At 61.9% G+C, this 15,137-nt stretch carries 10 protein-coding genes; 4 read left to right on the forward strand and 6 right to left on the reverse strand.

Annotation, left to right across the window (positions count from 1 at the left end; all coding sequences use genetic code 11):
- Positions 1-42 precede the first annotated feature (42 nt).
- The gene (locus ACYVHK_RS03395) at positions 43-492 is read right to left on the reverse strand and encodes an acyl-CoA thioesterase (protein WP_460527597.1); all 450 of its coding nucleotides are present in this window, start codon (positions 490-492) and stop codon (positions 43-45) included.
- A 328-nt stretch (positions 493-820) separates the two neighbouring features.
- On the opposite strand from ACYVHK_RS03395, the gene ACYVHK_RS03400 reads away from it, so the two are divergent.
- From ACYVHK_RS03400 to ACYVHK_RS03415, 4 genes are all read left to right on the forward strand, one after another.
- The gene (locus ACYVHK_RS03400) at positions 821-1,129 is read left to right on the forward strand and encodes a PadR family transcriptional regulator (protein ID WP_460527599.1); all 309 of its coding nucleotides are present in this window, start codon (positions 821-823) and stop codon (positions 1,127-1,129) included.
- Positions 1,126-1,725 carry a DUF1700 domain-containing protein gene (locus ACYVHK_RS03405; RefSeq protein ID WP_460527601.1) on the forward strand — a complete coding sequence of 200 codons (600 nt, stop codon included), beginning with the start codon at positions 1,126-1,128 and terminating at the stop codon, positions 1,723-1,725. The genes ACYVHK_RS03400 and ACYVHK_RS03405 overlap by 4 nt, the downstream gene beginning before the upstream one ends.
- A gap of 258 nt (positions 1,726-1,983) precedes the next feature.
- Positions 1,984-2,151 carry a hypothetical protein gene (locus ACYVHK_RS03410; protein ID WP_460527603.1) on the forward strand — a complete coding sequence of 56 codons (168 nt, stop codon included), beginning with the start codon at positions 1,984-1,986 and terminating at the stop codon, positions 2,149-2,151.
- A gap of 2 nt (positions 2,152-2,153) precedes the next feature.
- Positions 2,154-2,456, forward strand: coding sequence for a hypothetical protein (locus ACYVHK_RS03415; protein WP_460527605.1), 303 nt, complete (start codon positions 2,154-2,156; stop codon positions 2,454-2,456).
- A gap of 61 nt (positions 2,457-2,517) precedes the next feature.
- Here ACYVHK_RS03415 and ACYVHK_RS03420 read toward each other — a convergent pair whose 3' ends face one another.
- The 5 genes from ACYVHK_RS03420 to ACYVHK_RS03440 form a co-directional block, all read right to left on the reverse strand.
- Positions 2,518-8,562, reverse strand: coding sequence for a DUF7379 domain-containing protein (locus tag ACYVHK_RS03420; RefSeq protein WP_460527608.1), 6,045 nt, complete (start codon positions 8,560-8,562; stop codon positions 2,518-2,520).
- A gap of 78 nt (positions 8,563-8,640) precedes the next feature.
- Positions 8,641-9,447, reverse strand: a complete 807-nt coding sequence (locus ACYVHK_RS03425) for a caspase family protein (protein ID WP_460527610.1) — start codon at positions 9,445-9,447, stop codon at positions 8,641-8,643.
- A gap of 225 nt (positions 9,448-9,672) precedes the next feature.
- A complete protein-coding gene (locus ACYVHK_RS03430; RefSeq protein WP_460527612.1) occupies positions 9,673-12,363 on the reverse strand; it encodes a KGGVGR-motif variant AAA ATPase in 2,691 nt (896 codons plus the stop codon).
- Positions 12,364-12,367: 4 nt separating this feature from the next.
- Positions 12,368-13,570 carry a TIR domain-containing protein gene (locus ACYVHK_RS03435; protein WP_460527614.1) on the reverse strand — a complete coding sequence of 401 codons (1,203 nt, stop codon included), beginning with the start codon at positions 13,568-13,570 and terminating at the stop codon, positions 12,368-12,370.
- A gap of 356 nt (positions 13,571-13,926) precedes the next feature.
- Positions 13,927-14,994, reverse strand: coding sequence for a radical SAM family protein (locus ACYVHK_RS03440; protein ID WP_460527616.1), 1,068 nt, complete (start codon positions 14,992-14,994; stop codon positions 13,927-13,929).
- Between the last annotated feature and the right edge of the window lie 143 nt (positions 14,995-15,137).

The following is a 15,137-nucleotide window of genomic DNA, read 5'->3' on the forward strand; positions in this document are numbered from 1 at the left end:
AGGGCGGAAGACGGTCCCGGATAACCGGGGCCGTCTTCCGGGCTAGCTGGATTTCAGCGGAATCTCGGCAAAGTCGTCGGTACGATCGAGATTATTGAAAATAGCTTGCAGCGCATCCGGTGGCAGGGTCAGCTTGCGCTGCCGCAAATCCAGCCAGGCACCGTTGACCTCATGGCGGGCAGCTAGGCGACCATCTTCCTTGAAGATCTCATGCCGGATGGCAAAGCGGCTGCCGTCAGCTGAAAGCGCGGCGATCTTGACCTCGACGGTCAGCCGTTCGCTCATCTTCACTTCCTTGAAGTACTCGGTCCACTCCTTGAAGATGACTGGCCCGAAGGCGTGCTGCTGGAACTGGTCAAAGCCGAAGCCATGCACGCGCAACCATTCGATGCGGCCATGGGTACAGAAATCGGCGTAGGCGCTATGGCGCACATGCTGGTTGGCATCGCAATCGGCCCAGCGCACTTCTACCGCATGACGGAAGGTTTCCATCGCAGACTCCTCAAGTGTGGATGGGGCATCATAAATCCATCTTACAAATTCGAGCAATTGCTTGCTTGATTCTGGGTCGTTCAGATGACCAAGGATCGCTGCACAGCTGACCGGCCGTCGCCAGCATGCGCCCTGCTATCCCCGTAATATTTTATAAATTATTGATATTTATACAATTTGTGGCAAATCCGCTTGCCGCGTCTGTTGCTATCTTGCATAGCATCTATGTGATTCATAACAAGGTACCTTGCAATAAAAGGTACCATGCTATACATTGAATCTGGGAATGGACAAACGCACCCCAGGGTGCCGGCAGAGGGTAGGAACGATGAAGACCCAACTGAAAAAAGGTGTGCTGGAAATGTGCGTGTTGGCACAGCTCGAGCGGCATGACAGCTACGCCTACGAAATTGTCTCAACCCTCGCCGATAGCGTGGAGATGAGCGAAGGCACGATCTACCCGTTGATGCGCCGGCTGCAGAACGAAGGGCTGGTCAGCACCTACCTGGTCGAGTCGGACTCCGGGCCACCCCGCAAGTACTACCGGCTGGAGGCCAAGGGTGTAGGCGCCCTGGCCGAGATGAAGCAGGAGTGGGGTGGGTTTCTCGAAGAAGTGAACAAGATCTTGCAGGGATGACGATGATGAACCGCGAACAGTTTCTGAAAACGCTGCGCAATGAATTGCGCTATATGGCGCCTACGGAGCGGGACGAGATCGTCGCCGACTATGACGAATACTTCCGCGATGCCCTGGCGGACGGCCGCAGCGAGGAAGATGTCGCCCGTTCGCTGGGGACCCCTCGGCAACTGGCGCGTGAGCTCCGGGCCGAGGCCCGTATCAAGGATTGGGAAGAAAAACGCTCGCCCAGCAACTTCGCCCGCATGTTCCTGGCCGTCGCCGGCCTGGGGTTGATCAACATGATGGTCTTGCCACTGCTGTTTGGCCTGGTCATGACGGTGATCGCCCTGTTCATCGCGGCCTTCCTGTTGATTGTGGCGGGGGCCGGGCTGGTGCTCGCCGGCATACCCGGCATGGGTATCGGCGAATTCGTCACGGTGGATATCGCCGGGGTTGAGATGACCGAGCCCCTGGGCATGACCCTGGCCGGCGTGGGTGTGCTGTGCTGCGGTGTGGTCTGGACGATGGTCAACGCCTGGCTCAGTAAATGGCTGGCCATCGGCCTTGCCCGCTATGCCCGTCTCAATTTCCGCGTGGTTAAGGGCGAGCTTTGAACTCGGCCGATTGTTGAGAAGATGGAGGATCACCATGTTCGGATTGTTCAGTCTCGCAAAGTGCAGGCCCGTCGCGACCGACCGGTTGCCTTCCTCTCCCGGTTACTCGTCGTCGATCAGCGCAGTTGGCGCCGCCAAACCGGCAATTGATCGCAAGCTGATCGCACTGGACGCCGCGGGGGCGCAGGATGCAGGTCATGTAAAGCCGCCACTAAGGCGCAGACCCATCCAGGTACTGGAACGAGAAGGAGCCCGATTATGAACACCCGATTTGATGCACTGCTGGAGCCGGTCCTGGTCCTCGCCACCGGCGCCCTGTTTGGCCTGGCCCTGCTGAGTGATATCGGCATCGCTGGCAAGACTGAAACCGGGGCTGCATCGGCTAGGCAGGTGGCCCAGGTCCAGTCAGTCATGGCGCAGGCCTGATCATGTTCACTTCTGCTTCGAGCCGCGCCGTCCCGTCGGGACAGGAACCGAGCCAGGCTAGCAATCCGTCGGCGCCACCCACCCTGTTTTCACTGGTTCAACTTGGTGCTGCGACGGTGCTCGGTAGCGCACTGATCCTGGGTGTCAGCGCGACACTGGCTAATGTGCTGCAAACACCGGGTGCGAGTCTTGACGGCGCTTTGCCGCCGCACGTCGGTAGCGATGCAACCAGCCAGCCGCAGCAGCGGCCGCGCGAATGGCGCGAGGCACGTCGTACGGACGACCGGCCGCTTACCACGAGCTGAGTCCTGGCCTATACCTTTGGCCCGCGCAGGCTGACCGACGCCACGATGGCGGTCCTGGTCATCAGCCACCAGCCGCCCGGTCGGTAATGCTGGCGTAGCTGGCGGCCATATCCTTCAATATTCCTGCCATGGCGCTAGCCTTGCTGCCATCCCGATACGCAATGAACCGCGCCAGCAAAAGCAACTGCTGCACGACCGACTCGCGTTGCCGCTGCGTCCCCAATACCTTCCTGCTGGCCTCAAGGTAATGCCCGAGCAATTTGGCGGCGGAGCCCAGCAGATCGCTGCTCGGCTTGCCGGCATGATTGAGCCAATCCACCAGGGCGGCGTCCGCCACCATCACCGCATCAAAGAAATCACTGTTATGCAGTAGCCGGGCTTCGGCTGCCTCGGCACAGACGGCGGCATCGGGGCCATCGTCAGGTGCCTCGCCGATCAGGGCGTCGAGCTGCAAGCGGTTCAACCGGGGGTAGGGGTTCCAGTTCGCCGTCGTTGGCTTGCCTTCTGCCTGGGCGTAGCGATCACGAGACTTGATCAGGGCGGCCCGTACCTTGGGCCAGCCGGCCTTCTGTGCCATCAGGATCGCTGCCTTGCGCTTGAACGCGCTGCCGAGCAGGGCCAATCGTTCCTGGCTGCCATCCCGGCCGTCTGTTTCGCTGATCTCCAGCAAGGCGCTGAGGCGTCGTATGGCGTCGTCGATCAGTTTGTTGGCGGCGGCGTAGGTCTGCTTCAGTTCTGTCTGGCCAGGTGCTTGCTCGCCGGGCGCCGCCAATCCGGCCTCGATCAGTGCGACGGCCATGCGTGCCTCGATATTGGCCAATTGCTCGACGGTACGCGCGCTGGCCGGCCCGGCCCCGCCATCTACGCCGATGGCACGCAGGTAGGCGAGCCGTGCCTGGGCAAACCCTGCCATGCCGTATTCGCTATATAGCCGGCCCAGCGCCTGCTGGATGTCGCCGCGCTCCAGCCAGCTCACCGGCACGGCCTGGTTGCGCTGCGTGATCCGTTTGCTCATGGCGTGGAAATCGGTCGCGACCGGTTTGCCATCCTTGCTCAGTGCTTGCAGCCGCTGCTGGTTGATCCAGTCGAGCAACTCCTCTGGGGCGACCAGGGCGGGCAGTTCATCCCTGGTCTGCATGTCCCGCTTGAGCTGGAAGTTGGGGTCGCCATAGGCATGGTAGGCACCCCAGGTATTGCAGCTCGGGTGTAGTTCATAGGTGGTACGGCGGGCCACGGTGATGGCCTCGCCAAAGCTGGCACCCTTGACGGCCATCAGCTCGAAGAAGGCGCTGGCAAAGGTCTGCGCCGCACTGTCATCGACCTCCCATCCCGCCGCCACGACGCAACGGGTACCCATCTCGATCAGTTCGCGGGCCAGGCTGTAGGCGAGCCGATTGCTGTCCCGGCCGTACTCCTCGCCAATCTGCCCCAGATTGCAGCAACTCAGGAAGACCAGGTCCGGTACGTTCTCCAGCAGGCCGATCTCTGCCGCCGAGAGTAACAGGCCATCGGAGAGCACCACGCCGCTGCGATAGCTGCCGTCTGCGGCCCGCAATCCATAAATACCGTGGGCCGCAATGGCCAGTACCTTGTACGGCGTGGCGAACAAGCGGGTGAAGACTTCATCGGCGCTGGAATCCCCCGGCGCCACCGTGACCTGGTAGCCACCGGATTCCAGTGCGCTGGCGACCGCGTCCCCCTCACGCTCCGCACCTTGCAGGCTGACGAGGCGAGTGGGCAGGTCCTTCTCCCCTTGAGCCTGGCGCTGGTGCCAACTGGCGTCACCAAACTGGTTGAAGAAGCCTTCGGTGCTGGGGTTGGCAATGACACAGGCTGACAACTGGTCGGTCCGTATCACATCAAGCCGGAAACGCGGCGTAATGAACTGCCGGACCATGCGCATCTGCCTGATCAGCGGTTCGCCGTCGGCTTCCATCAGCTCCCAGGGCAGGTTGGCGGTGGCTTCGTCCACCGCCAGGATCAGGTTATCCGTCTTGCGCGCCACCGATTTGAATTCCTGCGGCACCAGCAGCTGGAACAGGGTGTTGCCAAATCCACCCGGGGTATAGCTGGTCGGGCTGGGGCCGTGGATGGCCGTGCTGGCGAGGCTTTCCACCAGGCCGGGCTGGCGTTGCATCACCAGGGTTTCTGCGCGGGCTTTCTCACCGAGGAACAGGAACTTGAAGCGTTCTGCGTACTGGACGACCGGTGCGGCATCGAGACCGGTGGCGATGGGCATCGTGCTACCCAATGCCTTGTCGGCGCAACCGTACATGGTCAGGATCTGTCTCAGGTTGGCCGCAGGTATGGGGTTCTGGACGCGTAGGCTGTAGCACTCGGGCCCGCAGCGGGATTCCTGCCTGTCCGCATCGCAGACAATCAGCCTTGGCCAGTAGTTGTTGCTGGTCATGCTGGTGCATAGCCGATCACGGCAACCGTCGCCATAGCGTAGTTCGCTCGCCGTCTGCAGCTCGGCCCCCAGCCCTTGCAGCTCCCGTTCCAGTACCTTGCCCAGGTCACGAACCGCATAGGCTGCGCTGATGGCGGCATCGCGGTAGACCTCGACCAGTTCCAGCTCGGTGACCTGGGCGCGTACTTGTCCGTCCTCGGTCAGGTTCAGGTTAGTCTTGGCGAACTCCCGATTGGCCTTCAGTACCCCCAGTACGATGGCCCGGACAGAGTCCGCCGGATCGAGCTGTGCCGCAGAGTTGGATCCCAGCAGAACGCTGGCAAGCCTTAACTTCAAGGTTGCTTGAGATCTTTCTCCCGGCGCACCGGCATCCTGCTTTCGTTCGTCGCCGTAGCGATCGGCAGCGTGCATCAGATAGCGCAGAACACCGGCCCGTACCGATTCGGTCACGCCGTCGGCCGAGAGATTGCCCATCTCGCCCAGCCCCACCACGACGGCACCCTTGCCGGCCTGCCTGTTGCGTTCCTGCGCGCTACGCGGCATCAGCACTACGGTCGCGCTGCCTTGCTGGCCGGCATGGATACCCAGCAACTGCCGCTTGCGCAATGCGCCATCCACCAGGAATTGGTCAATCAGTGCCTCGGCACCGGAGATCGGGTCGCCACGATAGTGACCGCACAGTATCGGTACCTGGGTAAAGCGCAAATCCATGGCAAGTACCGAGACCTGCAGGGTGTTGCTGGCGGGGGCCGTCTTGCGGGCGGCCGGTTTGGCGCCGAACAGCTTGGCCAGTACCTCCGGTTCTGTCATGTAGCCTTCCGGTGGTCCGGCCCGGTAGCTGTGCACCGTACCGGCACTCACCCCTCGGCTCTGCGGCAAACTGGCAAGCTTGGCGGGTACGCCGCGTGTCAGCAGCAGGAGAATGTCGTCGAAGTGGGCCTCGGTACCTGTCAGGCCCGAATGATCTGCCTGCATGAGCCACTGGCGATCCGCCGGCAGGTCTGGCAACTTGCCGGATGCCCAGCTGACGGAGCCATCGCCGTCCGGCGTGCCGAGGAGTTCCAGCTGTGGCGGCTTGCCGCCGCCAGTGGTCGATTGCCGTAAGCCGCAGGGCGTGTTCTCCGCCTTGCCATAGACATAGGCGATGTGCTCTGGGTGCTGGCGCACCCAGCTGGTATCGCCCACGGCCGCCCAGAAATCCTGCGCCTGCTGCAGCAGCGCCTTGGCAGGCACGCCGCACAGTGATTTGCCAAACCAGAAATCGTGATTGATGGCCTTGAGCTGGCGCCAGGCTTCCTCCTGGTAATAGTCGACTTCGGCGACGCCGCCGGTATCGACAAAACCCGGAGCGGGCAGCAGGTGGAGGGCGCCAGGGAAGCCGGCGACGATGTCGAGCACCTCCTGCATGTCGTGGCGCAGATCCAGCCGCGCCAGCATGCGTATGGTGTCTGAGAGTCCCAGCAGGGTCTGCACGAACAGGTGTGAACCGTGGTTGGGGGTCCCGAGCATGACCAGGCGTCCGTCACGTGCCACGATTTCTTCCCACAGCTTGGGATGGGCGGCAAACGCCGCCCGCACGACCAGGCCGCCCATGCTGTGGGCGAGGATACGAACCGGCTGACCAGGGTGTGCATCCAGCACCTGCCGTAGCTTGTCTGCCAGCTGTATGCCCAGCGCCTGTATGGGTTGGCGCCAGTCATAGCCATGTCGTACCACGATATGCGAGCGCCCCAGGTGCCGGGCCAGCTTGCCGTAGTAGTGATCCAGCAGGTCCAGCGTGTCGACAGACTGCTCGGCGTAACCGATCTTGCCCAGTCCGCCCATGGCCAGCCTGACGGGATTGAGCCAGATCGTGTCACCATCGGACTTCAGCGCCGTCCCCATGATGCCGGGCAAGTAGACCACGACTTCGGTCGGTGCGGGACCTGTCGCTGCCCGCGTGGCGACGGGCATGAGTGGCTGCTCCGTCATGCTCGGCCATTCCATGAGCTTGTCGGTGTCCGTGCTGATCAGCCAGTTACTCAGGGCGAGCGGCAGGGGGCGGCCCTGGGTCGTCGTGCTATCGGTGAAGTAGCGGAAGTGATTGACGTTAGGGCCTTGCACGAAGATGGCCCTGGCCTTTGCTTGCCAGGCCAACCCGCCATACATCGAGTCGGTATCGACGACCAGGTCGTTGTCGGCCCGATCAAAGAACATCCAGTCGGTAAACATTACGCCGATGCGTTTCAGCAGATTGCCGCCCTCGATATCCCCGGCGATCACCGCCATCTTGAGGTTGGGCAGACTGTTGGCCCGGCCGAGGAAGGCACTCATCGGTGCCTCGGGCAGCATGGCTTCGATGCCGGGCACGACCTGCGGCTGCAATCGCTTGTCGGCAATCTCCAGCACAAGGCGGCTGGCGCGGGACAAGGCCTCGTCCGCCACTGCCTGGGCGGCCTTGCCGGCTATGGGACTGAAGGCGGCACCGACTGCCGCTCCGGCGGACCATGCACCAAAGCGGCGTATCACGGTCAATAAGCCGGACAGGAATACATCCAGATTGTCCGACAGCAAGGCGGTACCCCGCGCCGGGCAGGCTACCCGGACATAGCGCTCGATTTTCAGGGACTTGTCCTGCAGCAGTCTGACCAGTTCACGCAGCAACGCCTGCTCCTGGTTGGCAAACTGTTCGCGCACGGCCTTGAGGCTCGGGTCGGCCTGCTCGGCCTCGATCTCATCGGGGCGAGGCTGGCGACGGTAGTCCGAAATCAGGGCGTCCAGGCTGGCGCTGGTCGCGGTCTGGACATCCAGACACAGCAGGTCGGCCACCAGCCCGCCGCGTGAATGGCTGACCAGTGAGAGCCTTGCCCCCTTGGGCAGCACGCTTACCAGGTCGATGGCGTTCTGGATCGGGCTTTGCGAGAAGGTAGGGTGTTCAAAGCCGAATATGCGATCTTCAAACTGTTTGCGAAGTTGCGGCCAGGCCTCGCTGCCCGGCAGGTTGCCAAAGCCGCCGAGGGTATGGGATGCCGTACCGTGGATGAACAGCAGTCCCGGTTTGTCGCCGAGACCCACCAGCAGACTGTGCTGATCAGAGTTGATCCAGCGGTCGTTCTGCAAGGCACTGCCGTCCCATTGGTAGAGGCCAAAGGGCGTGCTGCGCTTCCAGCTTTCGATCGCCCACATCAGGGCTTGGGCGCCCACCCAGGAGGCACCCGCCAACGTCAGGTCCTCCACCTTGTCACCCAGCGCCTTCCTGGCTTCCTTCAGCATCAACTCGGTGACATCGTCCTTGTCCAGGACCAGCTCCGTCACCTTCTGCCAGATCCACTCGCCGACACCGCGACTGGCACCATCTCCGCTGCGCTCACGAAAGCCGGCCAGGTCAATATTGCCATTCGCATCGAGCAGATCGGGGCGACTGCGGCTCAGTTGCTCGGCCAGCGCGTCGGCACGTATGTAAACGGTGCTGCCATCGCTGGCCTCCAAAGCCAGCAGAGTGCGGTCGGTCGGCAGGGTATCCGACTGCGGCGCCGCATCACTGCGGCTGGCCGACGCCAGCGTCCAGCTTCGCCCCGCCCTGACGCCGCTGAGCAAGGACTTGCTCGCAGCGGTGGTGGTGGCGGAGCGCTGGTTGGTCGTACCCAGTGCTGCGGGCAGGGTGCCCGATTGCTGTGCAGGGCTGGCGAGCGGGAGGCGGATGGCGGGCTTGGACATGGCAGGCTCTATGGCGTGGCGGTCTAGGCTGCGCCTCCCCCTGGGGCGGAGGCGCAAGGGCTCAGGGCTGGCGCAGGATCAGGCGAGTACTTTCCATTGTCTTGCGGTTTTGGTGCCGAACAATTGCGGGTTCTGCGGTAGCCGGTTGGTTGGCAGGTAGCGAGGCGAGATCTGCTTGAACCAATCCTCATAGCTGGCACCGGCGGGCAGGGTCTTCAGTGCCTTGAGCGCATAGTAGGTGAATGCGCCATTGGCCTTCCCGCCGAACTGAGTATCCCAGCTGTACTGGGTATCCGTACAGCCTGCGAGCAGGAGATCACCGCCGATACGGGTCAATCCACCTGCCAGGGGCGGCGGCTGGAGCGCGGCATGGGGCTTCAGCGCAGAGGGTGCCAACTTCATCCACACTTGAGGCGGCAGGAAGCGTGCGCGCGGCAGACCTGGAGCAAGGTCGCTATCATCACCGCGCGTTACGCTACCGGAGTGGCAACTGTCGGAGATCAGCAGTACACGCACACCGGGTGCCCGTAAGGAGAAAAGTCGCTGGATTTCATCATCCAGTAGTACCTGGCCCGAACCGATATCCCAGGGGCACAAGGCTTCATCCCTGCCATCGGTCTCGTCGCCATTCTGGTCCGGTACCCAGGTGCCGTGGCCGGAGTAGGTGATGACGACCGTATCGTTGCGTGCCGCGTTGCCGATCACATCACCGATAGCGCCGACCAAGGCGGCCTTGCTGGCATTGCTATCCAACAGCTTGGTCACGCCAAAACCTCTGGTACCCAGTTCGCTTGCCCAGTCGTTGGCGTCATTGACACAGCCGGACAGGTCATTCTGGGTGCCGGGATAGTCATTGATGCCGATGCAGATTGCACGTTTGCTCATGATGTACTCCTTGTCAGGTGGCGGCCGGACTGCCCATCGTGAGCGCGTCAAGCCAGTACCGTGGTTGGCCGAGACTGGGCAGCTTCTCCGGCATGCCGACCTGTCCCGGTCGGTTGACGCCACTGCTTAAAGCAGGGGAAAGACGGTTGATCGCCGTAGTCGATGGCAGCGCCAGGGTGAGGCCGAAGCGTTACCGTCTTCCGTGCAGGTGTGACTGCCTCGTACTTAGTTTTTCTGCGTGTTGGGCATCTTCTTCATCAGCGCAGCCTCTTGTTCCGTCATCACGGGCGTTTTCTCCAGGGGAAGGAAACGCGTCACTTGCTTCGTGTTGACCGCCGGCGTATTTGCTTGCCGCAGGCCACGCTCCTTGCAGATGAAGACGCTCAGATAGTTCGGTGTGTCGTATGCGATTTCCTGTGCAGCGATGTCTTGGCCGAGCGTTTGCTGCACCCTCAGCCGTAGCTGCTCCCCCGCCTCACGCTCGCTGGGGTTAAAGCGCACGAGATCGGACTTGATGCCGTAGCCGGGTTGGGCATTGGTAGCATCCGGCAGCGGCCTTACCCGCCAACGGTTCGGTGAGTCGGCCTGGGCAGCAGCACTGTCGGCCAATTGCCGGTTGGGGGATTGCTCACCGCCGCAATAAAACACATCGACCGCATATTTGCGATAGTCGCCGCCCGCAGTACTGGGTGACGCCAGTACCGGCAGCCATACTTCGATCTGGCCCCGGAGCGTTGCCGCATCGGTATTTTTCGGCAGGTCCCTGGGGTTGATCTGCAGCAGCTTGAGCGTCTGCAGATAGCCATTACGGGCCAGCAGTTGCTCGGTATCGGTCTTGACCTTGGCAGCCGTTGGCAGGTCTTCCGGATAGAAGTAGCGGACGTCCCCGCTGGATCGCGGCCCTATCATCTGCGCGGCCGGGACCTTCACGCCGTCGTTGGCCAGGGCTATCCTGAGCGACTCAACCAGTGCATCGTCGTTCTTGCTGGCGTACTGGATGAAGACCACCTGCTTGGGCACTGCGTTGATCGGAGTCGTTGGTGATGCGACCCCCAGTGCGGTCAGCTTGGCCTGGGCAAAGGTGGCCTCGGTCGACGCCGGGCTGAGCTCGATGACCTTCTGGAAATCCTTGATCGCGTCCTTTGGTGAACTGTCGATAGTCTGCTGCCCGCGCTGTACCAGCGCCTTCACGTTGTCTGGCTCAAGTTGCAGCGCCTGCCCCAGGGTCTGCACGGCGGCGGATTGCTGACCAGTCTGCTGCTGGGCGTCGGCCAGTCGCAGCAGGATGCCGGTTTCCTGCGGACGCGCGGCGGATAGCTTGGTCAGATCCTCGACCGCCACATCAAAGTGATGGGTCTGGCTGGCAATATCGGCGCGTTGCGACCATAGCTCGGTCTTGTCGGGCGCCATGCTGATACTGACGGCGGTGTTGATCGCCTGCCACGCAGCAGCGGGGTTTTGCTGTCCCAGCTTGGTTTTGGCCAGCAGGGCGTAGGCCTCGGCAGAGTCGGGTGCGGTCACGAGGAGTTTGACCAGCAAGGCATCCGCCTCTCGGTAGCTACCTTGCTTGATATAGCTGCTGGCAATCTCCAGCGTGTTCGTCACCAGCGTCTGGCGCTGGGCTTCGGTGTTGGCGAGGTAGCGGTTATAGGTAAAGGCGCCGAGTATGACCAGCAGCAGGGCGATAGACGCCATTTTTACGCGCCGAGCGCGGCCTTCTTGCAGCTTCTTGAGGGTGGCTGCGTATTCTTCCTCCACCGTCTGCCGCGTGCGCTGTTCAATGTCCCGCGCCGATGCGGCCTCCCGTTCACGCGCAGAAGCCGCCTCGGCAATGGCGAGGGCTTGGGCTTCCGCCTCGGCCCGCTGCTTTTGCGCCGGGGTCATCAAGACTTCACGGCCGGCGTAGGCATCCAGTACCAGGCGGCGTGATTCCGGGCTGATGACGCCGCTGCAGGCTTCGATGCCTGTCAGGTGCCGCACCAGTGCTTCGACCCGTGGCTGCAGGTTCAACGCCAGCGGGTCGTCCGGCTGGTTGGCAAAGGCGGCCAATACCTCCTCGAAAGCGAAATTGGGCACGTAGGGCAGCGCAACTTCGTCCCAGTAACTGGCTGATTCGCGTTCCGACAGACCCGCGGGGATGCCCTCGTAGCGCTGCTTGGCCAATTGCCAGCGGGCAGTGAGCTTGTCCTTCTCGCTATTGTCGATGCGCGTTGCAACCGGAAACACACGAAATCCGCTGTCCTTGCGCTGGGTGAGGATGGAGCGTGCAACGCCGGCCGAGCCCTCGATACTCTGGTTGTTGAGGGTGAAGAACACCACCATGCTCTCGGGTAGCTGCACGGTGCAGATGCCGGCCGTATCGCTCACGCCGGTACGGCTGTCGATCAGGATGAAATCGAACTCCTGGCGCAGGTTGTCCTTTACTGCCTCGAAAAAGGGATGGCCGCCCAGGCGGTCATACAGGTTCTGCCAGTTGAAGGAATTGACCTTGGCGGAATAGCTGCCACCTTGTCGACCGGAGGGAATCAGGGACAGGCTGCCCTGGCGGCCCTCTACTTCCGGAAAATCCCACTCGATCGAGATCGCGTAGTCGGCCAGGCGGGCATATTCCTTGTACCAGTCGGTTGAAGGGGTGGTGTTATCCGAGCCATTACCCTGCTCGCTGGGGCGCACGGCAGCAGCCGCATAGTTCACCACGCAGTCGATGATGCCGTCCGACGATGCCAGCTGTGGATCAATCAGGAAGGGCGCAAAGTAGCGATGCAGGCCAGGTGCTTCCAGGTCCCAGTCCAACATGGCCACGTCGTAGCCCGAGCTGGCCAGCAGCCAGGCGCTGTTGGCCAGGGCCATGGAGCGACCCGTGCCACCCTTGTAGGAGTAATAGGTGTAGATGTGCCCAAGCTTGGACGAGTTCATCACCTCAGGCTCCCGTCGCACTGATAATCGGGCGGGTGCCGCCGCCGGGGATGGGTAAGGTCGGGGCGCTCTTGTTGATGATCTCGGCGCGCAGCCGGGTCAGTACGTCACCCAGTTGCTTGCGCAGCTCCGCTTCGCTGCCGACCCGGTTGCGAAAGAACACCGCGTTGCGATGACCAATATGGTTGGCAAAGACCTGCGCAACCGTCTGCTCCAGCTCCTCGCTGTCCTCTTCATTGCGGGGTACGATCACCGAGCAGTTATCGAACTGTTCGGCGTCGATCTGCTGCAACTTCTGCCTGAATGTCGGCAACTGGGCAGACCAGCCGTCGACGAACATGACGACCGGTTGGCGGGCTGCCTGGGCCTTGCGCATGTCCGCCAGCAACTCGGCACCGAAAGCCAGCTCGTCGCTGTCGAGTTCGATGCCATCCGCGATGGCCGTCTGACGGGCGATCATGCGTATGGTGCTGGTCACGGGAAAGTACGGCTTCCAGTCCCGTCCGCCTTTTTCAAGGTAGCGTTCACGATGCAACTGGGGATTGTTGGCGGCCAACTCATCCGGGTGGGCCGCAGCGTAGACCAGGTGGACCATATTGGGGCCGCTCGCCGTGTTCACCGGAGGCGGTGCGACCATATCCCAGGCGCTCGGCAAGTCATGCAGCGATGAAAGGGCGGTGGTACGTATCGGTAACTGCCGGCTCTTGCTGATGATGGCCTTGGCCAGATCGTCCACATAATCGGTGTAGCGGTTACGGTATTTGCCCAGGCGCTTGCAGACATACTGTAGGCCCTCCTGCGCCAGGTCGTTGCCCAGGCTGTCGACAGGATATTGCAGCGCCGTCACGAACCCTGGCAGCGGTCTGTCTTCACGCGGTGGTATCCACAAGATGGGGATCAGCGCTGCGCGAGGTTGTCCTGGATTACTCTCCAGCCATTCGTTGCAACGTTGGGAGAACGCGGTCCATTCCTTGCCGCAGTATTCGCTATTGGTGTACGCCGGGGAGAGGATGGCAATGAATACCGGCGCGGTCCTCAGCTCGTCGGCCAGTTCATCCGCCCAGTTTTCACCAGGCTGGATGGCCGATACATCGCGGAAACCGCCGTTGCCACCACGGTCACGTACCGCCTTGTCCAGATCGTCAAAAAAGCGCTCAAGGTAATTGTCGTGGTTATCGCGGGCATAGCTGAAGAAAAACTCGCTCATCGCACCCCCCTGCGTTCAGTTGTAAACGCGCAGGCTGGCAACTCGCCGCCATGATCGGGTGAGGGCAGGCAGGGCAGGGGTGCAGGATGCTGGTGACAGGACACGCCGCAACGGCGCAAGGACCAAGCCTTGGTCATGATGTCTCCTCCCGTAACCCTGCTAGCAGCCTGCGTGGGCTGCCTGTCTTTTGATGGTGCTACCTGCCGGGATTGGGAAATTCACCGGCTGCCAAATGATAGGTGCGTTTAGGACAGGCTTTGTATATTTGCCGATGAGCGGTGAGCTAAATGGCTAATATTCGCGAGAAAAAATGGGAGTAATCATGCCCCGCTCGCTCGTGACGGTGGGCTTGCAGGCTAATCGCCAAACAGATCCAGTTGACCATTGCTGGAAGGTGGCCTGAACTGCGAGCAGTCCAGCCCTTCCCAGCGGCCGTTGAGCCCCAGGCGTTGTGTCGCCAGCCGGTAGCGTTTGGACAGGAGTTCGGCAAACACACCCACGCCGCGCATGCGCTGGCCGAAGGTGGCATCGTAGTGCTTGCCGTTACGGGTTTGCTTCAGCACGCTCAAGACATGGTCGCGCTTGAGCGGGTAGTGCGCCTGCAGCCAATCCTCGAACAGCTGAGCCAACTCCAGCGGCAGGCGCAGCAGTACATAGCCGGCCATGATCGCGCCGGCCTCCCGGCTCTGGGTCAGTATCCTTTCCAGCTCATGGTCGTTGAGCGCCGGGATCATCGGCGCCGCCAGCACGCCGACCGGTATGCCGGCCTTGGCCAGTTTTTCGATAGTCTGCAGCCTGCGCAAAGGCTGGCTGGCCCGCGGCTCCATCTTGCGCGCCAGCTCCCGGTCCAATGTCGTGACGCTGACCATCACCTGCACCAGCCGCTTGCTGGCCATCTCGCCCAGCAGGTCGATATCCCGCTCGATCAAGGCATTCTTGGTTAGCAGCATGGTGGGATGGCGGGTTTCCAGCAGCACTTCCAGTATGCCGCGGGTCAGCTTCAGGTCTCGTTCTATGGGCTGGTAGCAATCGGTATTGCTGCCAATACAGATCGGCGCCACCGTATAGCCAGGCTTGCTCAACTCCCTGCGCAACAGTTCAGGCGCGTTGGGCTTGGCCACAATCTGCGTCTCGAAATCCAGCCCCGGTGAGAAGCCCAGATAGGCATGGCTGGGCCGCGCAAAGCAGTAAATGCAACCATGCTCGCAGCCCTGATAAGGATTGATGGATTGCGAGAAACGCAGGTCGGGCGACTGGTTGCGGCTGATGATGGACTTGGCCTGGTGCAGCGTGATAACCGTCTTGGGCCGATCGGCTTCCTCCCGTCCTTCCTGCCAGCCATCATCGACCGCGACCCGAGCCTGGCTCGCATAGCGGTTGTTGGGATTAAGGCCGGTACCGCGGCCATGGATGGCGTCACTCATGTCCCCATTCTATCTCTTTGGAGAACGTTCGTTCACCAAAATTCATAAGTGGCATGCTGCTGATTTTCTGGCTTGGATCGAAGCTTGCCAGGCCAGGCTGTTCGAGAACGTAAGGAGCAACGCTACGGAACGCAGCGTTGCCT

The organism is Chitinimonas naiadis (assembly GCF_054780835.1).

Excerpts from the sequence above, each read along its gene's own strand:
- ACYVHK_RS03395 (WP_460527597.1), bottom strand. The coding sequence starts at position 492 with ATGGAAACCTTCCGTCATGCGGTAGAAGTGCGCTGGGCCGATTGCGAT.
- ACYVHK_RS03400 (WP_460527599.1), top strand. The coding sequence starts at position 821 with ATGAAGACCCAACTGAAAAAAGGTGTGCTGGAAATGTGCGTGTTGGCA.
- ACYVHK_RS03405 (WP_460527601.1), top strand. The coding sequence starts at position 1,126 with ATGACGATGATGAACCGCGAACAGTTTCTGAAAACGCTGCGCAATGAA.
- ACYVHK_RS03410 (WP_460527603.1), top strand. The coding sequence starts at position 1,984 with ATGAACACCCGATTTGATGCACTGCTGGAGCCGGTCCTGGTCCTCGCC.
- ACYVHK_RS03415 (WP_460527605.1), top strand. The coding sequence starts at position 2,154 with ATGTTCACTTCTGCTTCGAGCCGCGCCGTCCCGTCGGGACAGGAACCG.
- ACYVHK_RS03420 (WP_460527608.1), bottom strand. The coding sequence starts at position 8,562 with ATGTCCAAGCCCGCCATCCGCCTCCCGCTCGCCAGCCCTGCACAGCAA.
- ACYVHK_RS03425 (WP_460527610.1), bottom strand. The coding sequence starts at position 9,447 with ATGAGCAAACGTGCAATCTGCATCGGCATCAATGACTATCCCGGCACC.
- ACYVHK_RS03430 (WP_460527612.1), bottom strand. The coding sequence starts at position 12,363 with ATGAACTCGTCCAAGCTTGGGCACATCTACACCTATTACTCCTACAAG.
- ACYVHK_RS03435 (WP_460527614.1), bottom strand. The coding sequence starts at position 13,570 with ATGAGCGAGTTTTTCTTCAGCTATGCCCGCGATAACCACGACAATTAC.
- ACYVHK_RS03440 (WP_460527616.1), bottom strand. The coding sequence starts at position 14,994 with ATGAGTGACGCCATCCATGGCCGCGGTACCGGCCTTAATCCCAACAAC.